The 16329-nt window shown below is 39.7% G+C and carries 14 protein-coding genes; 4 read left to right on the top strand and 10 right to left on the bottom strand.

Annotated elements, in window-relative coordinates:
• Window positions 1-75: 75 nt before the first annotated feature.
• The 5 genes from hutU to BTO22_RS14455 all read right to left on the bottom strand — a co-directional run bounded on the left by hutU (window position 76) and on the right by BTO22_RS14455 (window position 5747).
• Window positions 76-1764, bottom strand: a complete 1689-nt coding sequence (gene hutU / locus BTO22_RS14475; RefSeq protein ID WP_105056091.1) for a urocanate hydratase — start codon at window positions 1762-1764, stop codon at window positions 76-78.
• A gap of 42 nt (window positions 1765-1806) precedes the next feature.
• A complete protein-coding gene (hutG, locus tag BTO22_RS14470) occupies window positions 1807-2790 on the bottom strand; it encodes a formimidoylglutamase (protein WP_258132604.1) in 984 nt (327 codons plus the stop codon).
• Complete coding sequence (hutI, locus tag BTO22_RS14465) at window positions 2780-4006, bottom strand: imidazolonepropionase (protein WP_105056089.1); 1227 nt, start codon at window positions 4004-4006, stop codon at window positions 2780-2782. The genes hutG and hutI overlap by 11 nt, the downstream gene beginning before the upstream one ends.
• Before the next feature lie 283 nt (window positions 4007-4289).
• Entirely contained in the window at window positions 4290-4994 is a 705-nt protein-coding gene (gene hutC, locus BTO22_RS14460; protein WP_105056088.1) for a histidine utilization repressor, read from the bottom strand.
• A gap of 138 nt (window positions 4995-5132) precedes the next feature.
• A complete protein-coding gene (locus tag BTO22_RS14455; RefSeq protein WP_105056087.1) occupies window positions 5133-5747 on the bottom strand; it encodes a thioredoxin domain-containing protein in 615 nt (204 codons plus the stop codon).
• 265 nt (window positions 5748-6012) lie between these two features.
• Between BTO22_RS14455 and BTO22_RS14450 the strand changes: the two genes are divergently transcribed.
• Window positions 6013-6618 carry a class I SAM-dependent methyltransferase gene (locus tag BTO22_RS14450; protein ID WP_105056086.1) on the top strand — a complete coding sequence of 202 codons (606 nt, stop codon included), beginning with the start codon at window positions 6013-6015 and terminating at the stop codon, window positions 6616-6618.
• A gap of 91 nt (window positions 6619-6709) precedes the next feature.
• Here the strand turns inward: BTO22_RS14450 and BTO22_RS14445 are convergent, their stop codons facing one another.
• The 5 genes from BTO22_RS14445 to BTO22_RS14425 form a co-directional block, all read right to left on the bottom strand.
• Window positions 6710-7138, bottom strand: coding sequence for an FKBP-type peptidyl-prolyl cis-trans isomerase (locus BTO22_RS14445; protein WP_374954024.1), 429 nt, complete (start codon window positions 7136-7138; stop codon window positions 6710-6712).
• A gap of 81 nt (window positions 7139-7219) precedes the next feature.
• Window positions 7220-7843, bottom strand: a complete 624-nt coding sequence (locus BTO22_RS14440; RefSeq protein ID WP_181044659.1) for a thiol:disulfide interchange protein DsbA/DsbL — start codon at window positions 7841-7843, stop codon at window positions 7220-7222.
• 118 nt (window positions 7844-7961) lie between these two features.
• Window positions 7962-8858: a peptidoglycan binding protein CsiV gene (locus tag BTO22_RS14435; RefSeq protein ID WP_105056083.1), complete on the bottom strand. Its 897-nt coding sequence runs from the start codon at window positions 8856-8858 to the stop codon at window positions 7962-7964.
• Between the two features lie 84 nt (window positions 8859-8942).
• Window positions 8943-12398, bottom strand: a complete 3456-nt coding sequence (mfd, locus tag BTO22_RS14430; RefSeq protein WP_105056082.1) for a transcription-repair coupling factor — start codon at window positions 12396-12398, stop codon at window positions 8943-8945.
• Between the two features lie 15 nt (window positions 12399-12413).
• The gene (locus BTO22_RS14425; protein WP_105056081.1) at window positions 12414-12983 is read right to left on the bottom strand and encodes a PilZ domain-containing protein; all 570 of its coding nucleotides are present in this window, start codon (window positions 12981-12983) and stop codon (window positions 12414-12416) included.
• Window positions 12984-13155: 172 nt separating this feature from the next.
• On the opposite strand from BTO22_RS14425, the gene lolC reads away from it, so the two are divergent.
• Genes lolC through lolE form a run of 3 tightly spaced genes read left to right on the top strand, consistent with a single transcriptional unit; the run spans window position 13156 to window position 16317 of the window.
• Complete coding sequence (gene lolC / locus BTO22_RS14420) at window positions 13156-14364, top strand: lipoprotein-releasing ABC transporter permease subunit LolC (protein WP_105056080.1); 1209 nt, start codon at window positions 13156-13158, stop codon at window positions 14362-14364.
• Complete coding sequence (gene lolD / locus BTO22_RS14415; protein WP_105056079.1) at window positions 14357-15073, top strand: lipoprotein-releasing ABC transporter ATP-binding protein LolD; 717 nt, start codon at window positions 14357-14359, stop codon at window positions 15071-15073. The genes lolC and lolD overlap by 8 nt, the downstream gene beginning before the upstream one ends.
• Complete coding sequence (gene lolE, locus BTO22_RS14410; RefSeq protein WP_105056078.1) at window positions 15073-16317, top strand: lipoprotein-releasing ABC transporter permease subunit LolE; 1245 nt, start codon at window positions 15073-15075, stop codon at window positions 16315-16317. Before lolD ends, lolE begins: the two co-directional genes overlap by 1 nt.
• Window positions 16318-16329: the final 12 nt, after the last annotated feature.

Raw genomic sequence — 16329 nt, 5'->3', positions numbered from 1 at the left:
CCAACTCGTGTCGCTAGGTTGGTATTCTTTATAATTATTTTTAAAATTGAAATGTAGAGTTTATGTCTGTTGGTTTTATTCAGATAGCATCGGTAAATCTAAGCCTTGCTCTTTAGCACAATTGATTGCGATGTCATAACCGGCATCCGCATGACGCATGACGCCGGTGGCTGGATCATTATGAAGTACTCGACCCACACGCTTTGCCGCATCATCACTGCCATCACACACAATCACCATGCCTGAATGTTGAGAGAACCCCATACCTACACCACCGCCGTGATGCAGAGATACCCAAGTAGCGCCCGAAGCTGTATTAAGTAGAGCATTTAATAGCGGCCAATCAGATACTGCGTCCGAGCCATCCATCATGCCTTCGGTTTCACGGTTTGGACTGGCAACCGAGCCTGAATCAAGATGATCTCGACCAATGACAATCGGTGCTTTTAGCTCTCCATTTTTTACCATTTCATTAAAGGCTTTACCGAGACGGGCACGATCTTTTAAACCAACCCAACAAATACGTGCAGGTAATCCTTGAAATTGAATACGCTCACGCGCCATATCAAGCCAGTTGTGCAGATGTGGGTTATCAGGAATGAGTTCTTTTACTTTTTTATCGGTTTTATAGATGTCTTCTGGATCACCAGAAAGTGCCGCCCAACGGAAAGGACCAATCCCTTCACAAAATAGCGGACGAATATAAGCAGGTACAAACCCCGGAAAATCAAAGGCATTAGCGATACCTTCTTCTAAGGCCATTTGACGAATATTATTACCGTAATCGACAGTTGCAGAGCCGGATTTTTGTAAATCCAGCATAGCTTGAACTTGAATTGCTATTGATTTTTTAGCCGCTGATACGACTACTGATTCATCTTTTAAACGCATTTCAGCAGCATGTTCCATTGACCAACCCTGAGGAATATAGCCGTTGAGAGGATCGTGTGCAGAGGTTTGATCGGTTGTTACATCAGGCACAATGCCGCGTTGAACAATTTCTGCATAGACATCAGCGGCATTACCTAGTAAACCCACTGAAATTGGCACACCCGTTTGTTTTGCTTCTTCAGTAATGGCAAGAGCTTCATCTAATGTGGTGGCTTTACGATCAACATAGCCAGTACGGAGGCGATAATCGATACGGGACTCATCACACTCTACCGCAATCATTGAAAAGCCAGCCATGGTTGCCGCAAGCGGTTGTGCACCACCCATACCTCCAAGCCCACCAGTAAGAACCCAACGTCCTTGTGCCTTGCCATCAAAATGTTGCTTTGCCATTGCAACAAAGGTTTCATAAGTCCCTTGAACGATGCCTTGAGATCCAATGTAGATCCAACTGCCAGCCGTCATTTGACCGTACATCATCAAACCTTGTTTATCGAGTTCGTTAAAGTGCTCCCAATTGGCCCAATGAGGAACCAAGTTGGAATTGGCAATTAAAACGCGTGGGGCATTAGTGTGAGTTTTAAACACACCAACAGGTTTTCCTGATTGCACCATCAAGGTTTCATCGTCTTCAAGGCGAGTCAGCACTTCTACAATTTTTTCGTAGCATTGCCAATTTCGCGCGGCACGACCAATACCACCATACACAACCAGAGAATGAGGGTGCTCTGCTACATCAGGATGTAAGTTATTCATTAACATACGAAGTGGGGCTTCGGTTAGCCAAGATTTAGCGGTGAGTGTTGTACCTGTTGGGGCAATAATAGTACGAGTCTCATCCAATCTAGGGTTAGATGGCGATGCATGTGTCATTGTTGCTCTCCTTGCGAGTTAATAGTTCTGAAAATAAAAGCATTACGCTTTCATTCCATGAGTAATGGTCCAAGCGAGCCTTGCGGCCAAGCGCGCTGTCTGGTTATCAATATCAAAATTAGGGTTAAACTCAGCCATATCCGCTAAGAGTAATTTTGGGTTACCTTGATGATTTTTAGCCTTTAAAATATGGCAGATTAAAGGTTCAATTATATCGAGCGAAACCCCACGAACCGCTGGAGCACTCACTCCGGGAGCCATTGATGCTGGAAAAACATCGATATCTATCGTGAGGTAGAGGTAATCATTTTGGTCAATAAAATTGGATAAACCACGTTGGATTCCCGGAAAATTAGCATGCGTCATTTCTGTATCATCAAAATAAAGCACGCCCAGATCATCCGCTTTTTGGTAAAGGGCTTGAGTATTACTGCCTCGGTTTAACCCTAAGCAGGCGTAATTAAATGGCCATCCATTCGCTTCACAATATTGAGCGATTTGATGAAAGGGAGTGCCTGAGCTACCGACCCCTTGATGTGGTGGGTTTCTTAGATCAAAATGAGCATCAAAATTTATGATTCCAATGCGTGGTAGTGCTTCTGTTTTTGTTAAATGATGAGCTATACCTTGGAATGATCCCCATGCCACTTCATGACCGCCACCAAAAACAATGACTTGGTTTTGATGTGAGAGTGCATTTTCTACATTTTTACCAAGTGACCATTGTGCTCTTTCGAGATCTTTATCATCACAGTTAATGTCACCACCATCAAAAATATCACCTGAATGATGCCATGCCTGATTTGCTAATGAACTACGAATGATTTGTGGAGAGGAATAAGCACCAATACGGCCTTTATTACGCAAAACACCTTCGTCACACGCAAAGCCAAACAAGACAATTCCGTGTTTATTGGAATGTTCAAATGGTGTAATTTTTTGATGCCAACGTAAACCGAGTTCTCCATCTTCCAGATCAACTCTGCCTTGCCATACCGACATATCAATCATTGGCTTAGTTTTCATGAAAAAGGACTCCATCAACGACACGAGCGAGAAGATCGGGTACGCCTAAGCGATATGACAGTTCTGCAGGAGAATCGAGCTGCCATAATGCGAAATCAGCCTCCATACCAATTTCAATTCTTCCGCGGGATTGTTGTAACCCAAGAGCGCTAGCTGCATTGCAAGTAACACCTCGTAAGGATTCTTCAGGGGTTAATTTAAATAAAGTACAAGCCATATTCATCATGGTACGAAGCGAAGCTATAGGTGATGTTCCGGGGTTGAAATCAGTGGCAATGGCCATGGGAACTTGATGTTTACGCAGTAATTCAATTGGTGGGAGTTTGGTTTCTCGCAAGAAATAAAAGGCACCAGGTAAAAGGGTTGCTACAGTATTATTCTGTGCTAATACTTTGACCCCATCTTCATCAAGATATTCAATATGATCAACCGAAGAGGCGCCCATTGAAGCGGCTAATGCACTGCCGCCAAGATTCGATAACTGCTCAGTATGACCTTTAATTTTTAGACCTTGCTCTAATGCAGCATTGAATACCCGTTCACACTGCTTAGTGGAGAACCCAATGCCCTCACAAAATACATCAACATGACCCGCTAATTTTTCCTTTGCTACTGTCGGAATAATGGAGTTACAAATTAGCGTAATGTAATCATCAGGGTTATTTTTGTATTCAGGAGGAAGGGCGTGAGCTGCAAGCAATGTGGCAGAGACTTTTATATCTGGAAGTTCAGCAATACGTTTGGCTATTCTAAGCATTTTTATTTCATCATCAAGCGTTAATCCATAACCTGATTTAATCTCAATAGTAATTACACCGTCACGTTTTAACCCTTCTAGACGCTGAACTGCTAAATGGTAAAGTTCATCTTCGGTGGCTTCGCGAGTTGCGTGTACTGTTGATAAAATCCCTCCACCTTGTTTTGCTATTTCTTCATATGGGATACCTTGTAAGCGTAATTCAAATTCATTAGCTCGATTACCAGCAAAAACAAGATGTGTATGGCAATCAATCAATCCTGGAGTGACTAAGGCATGCTCGCAATCAACGATGTCTGGGTGACCGTGAAATATTTCAGAACAAGCAGGACCGACGTACTCAATTACTCCATTCGTAACTCCAATCATTGCATTCTTTATCACTTGGTAACCATCACTAGGATTAGAAAGAGGTGATTGCATTGTGACGAGATTGAGGTTGGTAAATAGTCTGTCCATATACACTTCCTATGATGACCAATATAATTAAAGCTTAATATGTATATACAAATTAATAGTCGGTTTTGAAAAGAAAGACAAGATAGGATGTAATGGAATTGTGATCATAAGAGCAATTTATAACCACTAAATACTAAGAATTGAGAGGATGATAAATAATTAGAAAAATGAAATTAAGAGGTAATTAGCGAATAGGTGATGAGATTATTGGTTCCATTATTATTCAACATGCCTATAGCTGAACGCCTAGGCATAGAGGGTCTGCTTGTAGGGAATACTATAATTACACCTTGGTGCGAGAGGTGAGTTTATATCTTTCTCCTGGATGATATAACAGCGCAATGCTTATAAGGTTGTCTTTACTCCACGTTCTGCGATTGAGTAATAAGCAAGGTGTATTGTTATTCATCTCTAGGAGCTGGGTAATATGAAATGGTGGGATAATGGCTTCAACCGTGTGCTCTATATCACTAAGAGGATAGGCTTGTACAAGGTATTCGTTAGGTGTTTGCTTCGTAAAGTCTTGCTCTATATAGCTAGGTGAAAAAATTGGATTAACCCAGCGTTCTTCAACTTGGATAGGAATATCATTTTCATAATGAACTATTTGGGTAAAATAAATATTGGTATCATTACGAACCCCGATATGGAGAGCAATATCATTACGCGCTAACATGGTTTCTATTTTTATGACTTTACAACTGTAATGATGGCCACGTTGACGGACTTCTTCTGCAATATTACGAATCTCCATTAGGGGAGACTCTGCTTTTTTGTGGCAAACAAATGTTCCAAGCCGTGGTGTTCGTTTTAATAATCCCTCAGAAACTAATTCTTTAATTGCTTTATTGGCAGTCATTCGGCTAACCGAAAATTCATTCGCTAATGCAACTTCGGTTGGGATCTTAAAACCAACAGGCCAAGCTCGGGTTTGAATCTTTTCATTTAAGTATTGCTTTATTTGTTGGTAGCGTGGCGATTGAGTCATAATAGTCTACTTATTAAATTGACTATACAAATAAAGCAATTTTTAAACAGAGTTGCAAGTTCATTATGTTAGAAATGTTCTCTATACGAAATAATAAAAAGGACGGAGCAATAAGAACCGTCTCTTATTTAGGTAGGGTTATTTATTTAGCAGGTAACGAATGGTGTCTGCGATTTCTTTTGGATTTGCGTGACCACCGAGAATAATTGTGTATTTCCCATTAACAATAAAAGTAGGGACCGCATTGATTCTTGATTTTTCCGACACCGCTTTTGCATTTTTTACTTTGTTAGTCAAAATGTTGATTTGCTCACGACTCAATTTAGTCGGGCTAGTCAGATCGCGCGAGATAAATGCCTGCTCGTATGCATGTTGTTGCTCTTTAGCGGAGCGATAATCTTGAGTAGCTGAAAATAAGTCATTGATGAATGAATGATCAGGAGTGCCTTTAGTTTGAATTTCAGCGGCATAATAGAGCATTGCCGTCATGTAAGTTGATTGATTGAAAATAATGTGCATTTTATCAATGTTAGTGTCTAGCTCTTGATTAATTGCGGGTAAGAAGTTTTCCATATTACGACATGGGTGACAAGAAAGAGAAAAGACTTCTGTTACAGGGGATAATACCTCGCTTTTTAACGGTGAAGATAGGGTTTCATATTGAACGCCTTCTTTGGGTTCTCCACTGTAACTGTATGCTGAAAAAAACAAACTAATAGATAAGATAAGTAGAAATGGTTTTATGAATTTCATTGGAACTCTCGTGGATAATAGTGAAGGGGAAAGAGTACCGAAGCTTAAATGCGTGAAAATTGAAGTAGAACAATAAACGTAACATATTTTTATAAAACGTTATCAGCGAAAAAGTAAAGAAAGTTTAATTCAGAATGGATTTTAGACTAATAAAGCCTTGTATCAATAGGGATTGATTCTTTTTCATGTTGTTTTAGACGTTATATTGTGAAAATTTAATGTGCCGTAGTAGACTCTTGAACGTTAAGGTAGAGAGTTTAATGTAATGCATTTATTAGATAGGTTAAGTATTCGTCTTTTTCATGATGAAAGACAGAAGCAGTTTTCAGGTGACCATGCGAGAAGCTTAGGTTGGAGTTCAACTGAATCTCAGTTTTTACGTTTTAAAACCATGGTTAACGCATTAAATTTTGATAATAAACGCGTACTAGATTTGGGCTGTGGCTATGGGGATTTTAAAACCTTTCTTGATATGAGCTGCTGTGTGAAATCTTATATTGGGGTAGATCAACAAAGTAGTTTTATTAGGCAAGCAAAAGCCAATTTTAAGCAGCAAATCAATTGTGAGTTTATTAAAGGGGATTTTTCATCAACCACATTACCAATTGTTGATATCGTGGTGGCGAGTGGTTCGCTTAATTATCGAGCAAGAAATAAAACGTATCATGCAAAAGTAATTAGAATTATGTATGAGAAGGCAGAAGAGGCAGTCATTTTTAACTTATTGAATAGTGATCATTTTGAATCTTCAAGTTTGTTGGAAGCACATAATCCAGAGCTGGTACTTAATTATTGTTTAAGTCTATGCCCAAATAGTGAATTAATTACTGGTTATACTAATGAAGATTTTACGATAGTCATGCGTAAGTAAAGCTAGCTTCATTAATGTTTAGAGACAAAAATGGCTAATCAAAAGATTAGCCATTATAGAATGTAATAAGTTTTTGTTTCTTTTGTATTGATTATTTAAAGTCTAATAACTCAACGTCAAAAATCAGTACTGAACCAGGTTGAATAGAACCCGCAGCACGATTGCCGTAAGCCAAATTACTCGGAATAAAGAAACGCATCTTTTGACCAACAACCATCAATTGAACACCTTCTGTCCAACCTTTGATTACTTGACCTAAACCAAATTCAATTGGTTCACCACGTTCAACTGAGCTGTCAAATACGTCGCCATTGATAGTCGTACCATGGTAATGAACTTTCACTTTGCTCTTTGATGTCGGGTGTTCAGTACCTGTACCTTCTTGAAGTACAAGATATTGAAGACCAGATGCCGTTGTTTGAACGCCTTCTTTTGTTGCATTTTCAGCTAAAAATGCGTTCCCAATTTCAATGTTCTCTTTTGCTGCTTTTGGGTTATTTACAAAGTGTTGAAACAGCATATAACCAATAATGATAACTGCAATTGTGATGATGATTTTAGACACGATACTTCCTTATATTAAGATACTTATTCGAGTTAATTATTTTTCTAATAGGTAACGGATAGTTTCTGCGATTTTCTTAGGATCGTCATGACCACCAATTAATACGTTGTATTTACCGTTAACCACAAAAGTAGGAACAGAGCTGATACCTGATTGTTCTGAAAGCATTTTTGCAGTATCTACTTTTTTGATCAAAATATCACGTTGCTCTTCATTAAACTCGTAAGGACTTGTAAGGCCACGAGAAGTGAATGCTTTAGAATATGCTTCTTGTTGCTGGGTTAGAGTTGTCCCTTCACCCATTTGAGTTGCTGCAAATAAGTCTTCCATAAATGCGTGATCGGGTGTGCCTTCTACTTGCATTTCTGCAGCATAGTAGAACATAGCAGCAACATGTGCTGATTGGTTAAAAGTGATGTGCATTTTGTCTATATCTGTACCAGCTTCTTGGCTAATCACAGGTAAGAAGTTTTCCATGTTACGGCAATGGCCACAAGATAGGGCAAAAACTTCGGTTACTGGTGCAATAGAGTCAGTTGGTAAGGTGGTAGAAAGCACTTCATACTGAACGCCTTCTTTTGGTTCATTAGTATCACCACACGCTGTTAGAAAAAGGGAAGAAGAAAGGATGAGCAATAATGGTTTGATAATTGATTTCATGTAAATTTCCATTGATTATGATTATGAATGAAAATAGCATGATTTTCAGAAAGTAGAAATGAAATAGGACAACAAATGTCGTCCTATTTTAGTAAAATTGTGTAAAGAATTTATATTATTATACTTTACGTACCTGGATGATCATTCCCATTAATGGGTGATCAATGTAATGAGTTTCACCACTGCGCATTTTACGCTTTTCTTCCATGCGGTAAGATTTTAAGAACTCTTTTACTTCAGTTTCAGGCGTTACGTCTTCTAGGAGACCTAGCTGAACATTCGCATTTGGATTTTCAACTGGTGTAATACCTGTTTCTACTGCTTTGTTTTCAGTGATTGTATCGTCAGAAGTTATTGATGCCGTTTCTGTTGCTACTTCGTCACTTTCTTCTTTTGGGGTATTAACGATAAATTCATGTTGACCGGGTACTTTTAGATCAAGGATTGTATTTACGTATAAATAGTGCTGTACATAAACTTGCATCGTACCATCTAGCTCTAGAAGAGGCCCTGATTTCACTGTTGCGACACTTTCTGGTTCAAGTGTTTCACTTCCTTCAACTAATGCCGGTGTTGGCTCTGGCGCATCAAGAGGGGTTAGTGATAAGTCTGCTTTTGCATCTTCAATTGTTCTACCATCTGCAACAAAGCGGTCAGAGAAATCTTGTCCAGCTTGGATGTGGAAGATAGGAGAACGAGATGAGCCTGAATCACCTTGGCGCCAAGCGACATGTACTAACGGTTTAAATCCAGCATGATTTTGCAGTTTAGTATAAGCTTCATTTAGTTTGTAGTAACCAGAAGGAAGCAGTGATGCACCATTACTGCTCATCATTTTTTTATCGCGGTATGAGAAAGCACGCTCTAAGTTAATAGGGGCAAGAATATCAGGCCATGATTCTTGGAAAGAGGATGGCTCAACATTGCGCTTAAAAATGATGACTTCAATGTCAAATTGACGAGCAAATGAAGGCCAACTTGCTAGTAAAATCAACGCGTATATAAATTTTTTCATTCAAACTCCGGTAAAATGCTTCTCATAAAGTCTCGGCTATCCATAGGTGAGGCTTAATATTTTATATTATTATCAATCTAATAGTTAGATTCTATTTTCGTAAAACAAATTGAGCAAGTCTATTACGTATTTAATTCGCACTTGTCTCTCTGTTAAGTCTTTTATAAATTTAATCTTAGTTGGTCCATCCAAAGCAAAACCTGTCGGGTCTTTTTGCAATAATGACACAAGGAACATAGGGTTTATGTCAGCAGTAGGTTCAAATTCAATATAACCACCATTGCCATGGGCTTCTAATTTTTTCACTTTTAATGATGCAGCAAGCATTTTCACTTCAGAGCTGACTAATAATGTTTGAGTTGCTTCTGGTAATGAGCCAAAGCGGTCAATGATTTCTACTTTGAGTTCATCAAGCTCACTATTACTTACCACACTTGCAATTCGTTTATATAAAGACAGTCGTGTATTTACATCTGGAATGTAATCTTCAGGAATTAATGCAGGTAAGCGAAGCTCTACTTCTGTTTGTTCACGCAATAAATCATCTAACGATGGCTCTTTACCTTCTTTTAAGGCTTCAACTGCTTGCTCTAGCATTTCCATATAAAGGGTAAAACCAACAGATTGAATTTGACCACTTTGACCATCACCTAATAATTCACCTGCTCCACGGATTTCTAAATCGTGCGTAGCTAGTGTAAAACCTGCGCCTAAATCTTCCAATGATGCGATAGCATCTAAACGTTTGATGGCATCTTTACTTAATGCTTTAGGATGAGGTGTTAATAGGTAGGCATACGCTTGGTGATGCGAACGACCGACACGACCACGTAATTGATGAAGTTGTGCTAAACCTAATTTATCGGCACGATCCATAATGATGGTATTTGCTGTTGGAACGTCAATACCGGTTTCGATGATTGTTGTACACACAAGAACATTGAAGCGTTGATGATAAAAATCACCCATGATACGTTCTAGTTCTCGTTCACGCATTTGTCCGTGAGCTAAGGTAACTCGAGCTTCTGGTATCAGTTTTTCAATCTCTTCCGCAGCGTTTTGGATCGTTTCTACATTGTTGTGCAGAACATACACCTGACCACCACGTTTGATTTCACGAAGAATCGCTTCTTTGATCACATCATCCGCTTTTTCTCGCACAAAGGTTTTGATCGCTAATCGACGAGCAGGTGGTGTTGCTATGATTGATAAATCACGCATTCCGCTCATTGCCATATTCAAGGTTCTTGGAATTGGCGTTGCGGTTAACGTTAGAATATCTACGTCTGAGCGCATTGCTTTTACTTTTTCTTTCTGACGGACACCAAAGCGATGCTCTTCATCTACGATCAGTAAACCAAGATCTTCAAATTTGATACTGTCTTGCAGTAATTTGTGAGTTCCAATTAAGATGTCTACTTTACCTTCCGCTGTGGCAGCTAAAATCTCTTTCTGTTCTTTGGCTGATTTAAAGCGAGAGAGTACTTCAACACGGATTGGGAAGTTAGCAAAGCGATCTCGGAAATTCTCAAAATGTTGCTGAGCAAGTAGGGTGGTTGGAACCAATACTGCCACTTGTTTTTCATTGTGTGTTGCTAAGAATGCTGCACGCATTGCGACTTCTGTTTTACCAAAACCTACATCACCACAAACTAGGCGATCCATTGCTTTGGCTTGACACATATCGGATAACACATCGTTGATGGCAATTTCTTGGTCGTGTGTTTCTTCAAATGGGAAACTTGCTCTAAAATCAGCGTAAGCATTACGGTCTTGCTTAAAGGCAAAACCAGGCTTAATTGCTCGTTTTGCATAGACATCAAGCAATTCTGCCGCAACATCGCGCACTTTTTCAGCGGCTTTACGACGTGCTTTACTCCACGTTTCGCTGCCTAGCTTACTGATTGGTGCAGTTTCATCGGCACCTGCAGAGTAGCGACTGATCAGATTTAAAGAAGATACTGGAACATATAACTTGGTTTCGTTTAAGTATTCCAACATCATGTATTCTGCTGGCATATCACCAACATCTAATGTTTGAAGACCCATATAACGACCAATACCATGATCTAAATGTACAACTGGTTGTCCAATCTTAAGTTCAGCAAGATTACGGATTAAGGTATTACTGTTGATTGATTTATTGTCACCGCGGCGACGGCGTTGTATTACTCGCTCACCCAGTAAATCGCTTTCACAAATAAATGCAACACAAGGATTTTGTAGAATAAAGCCTCGTTCAGCAGAACCAATCACTAAGGTTGCTTTATTCTTATGGGCAACCGCGTCTTTCATTGAATCACAAATAGCTGGTTTTAGTTTAATACGAGCAAGTAATTCAAGTAATGCTTCACGGCGACCTTCAGATTCAACAGAGAAAATAACCTGACCGCTGAATTTCTCATAGAATTGACGAAATTGTGCAAAAGGTTCTTTATTTTGGTGCTGAATTGCAATTTCTGGCAGTTCTAATAAATCAGGGTTAAAGCGGCCTGCTTTTACAATCTCAGGCTCTTTTGCCAGTTTTACACGCGGATATTGTTTGAAGAGGCCAAACATATCGGTGGTTTGAAGCCACAATTCGTTTACTGGTAGAAGAGGGCGCAATGGATCAACGCGTCGTTGGTCATAGCGATATTCAGCATCCGCTAAGAAATCATTCGCTGCTTTTTCTATATCACCAATAGTAACCAATAATGTGTTATCTGGTAGGTAATCAAATAGAGTTTCTGTTTCATCAAAAAACAGTGGTTGCCAGTACTCAATACCTGCAGGCCAAGCGCCTTTACTGATTTGTTGATAAACAGACTCGGGCTCACGACGAGCATCAAAACGTTGACGCCAACGGATGCGGAAATCTTCAATCGCAACCTCATCAGTTGGGAATTCATGAGCAGGCAATAAATTGATTGATTTTACTTCTTCAATCGTGCGCTGATTTTCAGGGTCAAACTGACGAATAGTGTCGATTTCATCATCAAAAAAATCAATGCGATATGGGTGAGCATTACCCATTGGGAATAAATCAAGAATAGAACCTCGGCTTGCGTATTCACCGTGGCTCATGACTTGGTCAACGTGTAAATAACCTGATTTTTCTAACTGTAATTTTAGTTTATCAAACGAAAGACGATCACCTACGTTCACCACTAACGCATGCTTATGCAGAAAAGATTGCGGTGATTGACGTTGCAATAAGGTGCTCACAGGAACGATTAGTGTGCCATCTTTTTGCTGAGGTAAATGATACAGACGTGATAAACGGTCAGAAATAATATCCTGATGCGGTGAAAAACTATCATATGGAAGCGTTTCCCAATCAGGGAAGACTTCAACTGAGTGTTGGCTAAATTGGTTAATTTCATTTTGTAAACGAAATGCCAATTGCGGCTCAGTTACGGCAACCACGACAGGACCAGTGTGTTGTTGTTCAATCTCTGCAATAGCAAGAGCTAGAGAAGAACCCGTAAGGTTACCAATTGAGCGTGTATCATTGGCTTTCGTTGGTAACGGTAATGACAGTAAGTTTTTTATAGGCATCAGGATATTCAGTTATTAGGTTAAGTTACGTTCTTGAGCACGAAGTTTAAGTACTTTTTGTTGCTGAAACAGAGCGGCTTTGATCAGTAAATCTTGATCGATATCGCGCAGAAGCTCATAAGCCATTTCAATACTGTAGCCTGTTTCAGTCTCGATGCATTGAGTTACTGTAGCATAACAGTAAATTGCTGACGGTGGATTCTCAAGAAAGAGTTTTACTTTGGCTTTTTGAGTCAAATTAAGTGCTGCCTTACTTTCAAAAGTAAACTTACTCGCACCAAAGCTTGAGGTTTTGTGACGGTATTTTTCATTATCTTGCTGAATTAACAGATAGGACAGCAGCAAATTCAATTTCTGATTTTGATTGTTTAGATAGCTAGCAAGGCGTTTACCATCATCTAGCTTCAAGAAAGAAAGTTCGCTTTCTGAGACGTCATCAAGAGAACTACACTCTTGAGCAACTCTAAATGGGGCAGGGATTTCACGTTCAAACGTTTCAATGTTTGGCAGTATTACATCCATAGCAAGCGGTTCTACATTAATAGTTAAATCGTAGTGAACCGAAAAGTATTCATCGTGTGACATAAGCATCCCTCTATTTATTATTTACTGATTATGGCGAAGTCACTGAGTATCAGCAAGTGTTTAATCGGTAAGTATGATGAACAAAAGAGCAAAAAAAGGAATAAATACCAGTATTTTACGTGATAGACTGTATTCATTATTATAGCTTCAAAAAGCATGATTGAGAGAATTTATGTTTCATCCAGTATCAGTATTTATAGGGTTACGATATTTAAGAGGACGTTCTGGTGATAGGTTCAGTCGTTTTATCTCTTATATGTCTACCGCAGGCATTACTATTGGCGTGTTATCGTTAGTGACGGTACTGTCAGTGATGAATGGGTTTGAAGCTCAATTAAAGGATAGGATCCTTGGTGTATTACCACAAGCGGTTATATCGACGGTTGATGATCAAATAACCCCTTCTGAAGATGATCGAAATTACGTAGCAGCTTTACCTCATGTTACCCAAGTTACTCCAGTGGTTCGCGGTGAAGCGATTATTCAAAGTGCAAAAGGCTTGAGTGCAGGTATGTTGGTTGGAATTGACCCAGATGAATATGACCCTATTGCATATGAGTTAATTTCAGGCAATGTTCGTCAACTTAAAGCGGGTGAATATGGCATTTTTCTTGGTTCAAAGTTAGCGCGTGAGTTGAGCGTTCGTTATGGTGATACGGTTCGCATTATGGTGACAAATGCAAGCCAATATACGCCACTAGGCCGTATTCCGAGTCAGCGTAATTTTAAAGTTGTGGGCGTATTTAATACAGGCTCAGATGTTGATGGTCAACTTATGGTTGCTAATATTCAAGACACTGCTCGTTTAATGAAGTTGAAAAAAGGCAATATCACAGGTTGGCGCTTATTTTTCGATGACCCGTTTCAAGTAACAGAACTGGCTAAACTGCCTTTAGAAAACAACATGACGTGGAGTGATTGGCGTGATCAAAGGGGGGAGTTGTTCCAAGCCGTGAAAATGGAAAAAAACATGATGGGCTTAATGCTTGGTCTTATTGTTGCCATCGCGGCGTTTAATATTATTTCTGCCTTAATTATGGTGGTAATGGAAAAACAAGCAGAAGTCGCGATATTAAAAACTCAAGGCATGACGAGTAACCAAGTGCTTTCTATCTTTATGGTTCAAGGAGCAAGCAGTGGTGTGATTGGTGCGATTGTTGGTGGTACATTAGGTGCATTATTTGCCAGTAATATTAATGTTATCCTTTCAACGTTAGGCTTATCTCTATTTACTGTCGGTGGCTCTTTACCAGCTCAGGTTGAACCATTACAAGTGTGCGTAGTCATTATTCTAGCAATTTTATTAAGTTTATTAGCGACCGTATTCCCATCTTATCGAGCGGCAGTCGTACAACCAGCAGAGGCATTGAGATATGAGTAATCCATTATTAGTTTGTCAGGGTATTCGTAAGGTTTACCAAGAAGGCACAATGGAAACGGAAGTGCTTAAAGGCGTTGATTTTCAAATTAATGAAAGTGAATTAGTTGCCATTGTTGGTTCATCAGGCTCTGGTAAAAGTACATTACTGCACATTCTTGGTGCGCTTGATGAGCCAACGGCTGGTACTGTGCATTTTCAACAAAATGAACTGACGAAATTAAGTGCTAATAAACAAGCGAAAATCCGTAATCAGCATATTGGCTTTGTGTATCAATTTCATCATCTTCTTTCTGACTTTAGTGCATTAGAAAATGTGGCAATGCCGCTGTTAATTGGTGGTGTTCATAAGAAAGAAGCTGCGCAACGTGCGACAGAATTACTTGAGAAAGTAGGTTTAGCTCATCGTATCGAACACCGTCCTTCTGAGCTGTCAGGTGGTGAGCGCCAGCGTGTTGCAATTGCTCGTGCGTTAGTTAATAAACCTGCTTTAGTTCTTGCAGATGAGCCGACAGGTAATTTGGATCATAAAACAGCATTGGATATTTATAATTTAATGCGTGAGTTGAACCAAGAATCAGGGACGGCTTTCTTAGTGGTTACGCACGATAATGAATTAGCTGGAAAATTAGATAAGCAATTAAGCATGCAAGACGGTCGTTTTATTACCGAAACAATTCGTTCTACGTTAAGCCAAGAGCAGGAGGCGTAATGTTCTCACCGCTTTCTCTTTTTATTGGTGGCCGTTTTGCGCGAGCGAAGCAGCGTAATAAAATGGTGTCGTTTATTTCGATTTCATCCACCCTTGGTATCGCTATTGGTGTAGCCGTTATCATTATCGGCCTCTCTGCAATGAATGGCTTTGAGCGTGAGCTGCAAAATCGTGTGTTATCTGTTATCCCTCATGCTGAGCTAGAAGGGGTTAAAAAACCAGTATCAGATTGGCAAACCATGATGATCCAAGCAAAGAAGCACCCAAAAGTTACTGGTGCAGCTCCTTATGTTCGGTTTACTGCCTTACTTGAAAGAGGGAGTAAATTAAAAGCGGTTGAAGTTCGAGGAGTTGAACCTTTATTAGAAACATCAGTATCTAAGTTACCTCAATTTATTGATAAAGACGCTTGGGATAAATTCGAAGCAAATAAACAAAGCGTTATTTTAGGTAAAGGCGTGGCGGATACATTAAATGTAAACGTTGGCGACTGGATCACTGCGATGATCCCAGATGAAAATGCAAGTAAGCAACTTCGTTCTCCCAAGCGTCAACGTTTGCAGGTGGTTGGGTTACTCTCATTAGGTGGGCAGGTTGATCATGGTTTAGCTATTGTTCCTCTCAAAGATGCACAGCAGTACATTAATTTAGGTGACAGTGTCACTGGGGTGTCATTACAAGTTAGTAGCGTGTTAGATGCTCAAAATATTGTCCGTGAGGTAGGGGGAACATTAACGGAATATGTTTACCTACGCAGCTGGGTTCAGAAATACGGTTACTTATACCGAGATATCCAATTAGTTCGCTCAATTATGTATCTTGTTATGGTGCTCGTTATTGGTGTTGCTTGTTTTAATATCGTATCAACTCTCATGATGGCAGTGAAAGATCGTTCTGGGGATATTGCGATATTAAGAACCATGGGTGCGAATGATGGGTTAATTAAACGTATTTTTGTATGCCAAGGGATCTTCTCTGGTGTGACAGGAAGTTTAGCGGGGTCGGTACTTGGCTCCTTTGTTGCTTTAAATTTAACGCCGATGATTAAAGGGTTAGAATCATTAATAGGGCACCAGTTTTTATCTGGTGATATCTATTTCGTTGATTTTTTACCATCAGAATTGGTGTGGAGTGATGTTGCTATCGTAACAGGAACTGCAATTGTTCTCAGTGCTATTGCAACATGGTACCCAGCTAGACGAGCAAGTCGATTACATCCAGCTACGGTATTGAGTTCTAAGTAGAGAAAGCATTGT

It is taken from the genome of Aliivibrio sifiae (assembly GCF_002954705.1).
GTDB lineage: Bacteria > Pseudomonadota > Gammaproteobacteria > Enterobacterales > Vibrionaceae > Aliivibrio > Aliivibrio sifiae_A.
The sequence above is the reverse complement of the archived record's forward strand: the minus strand, read 5'-3'. Positions and strand labels throughout refer to the sequence as shown.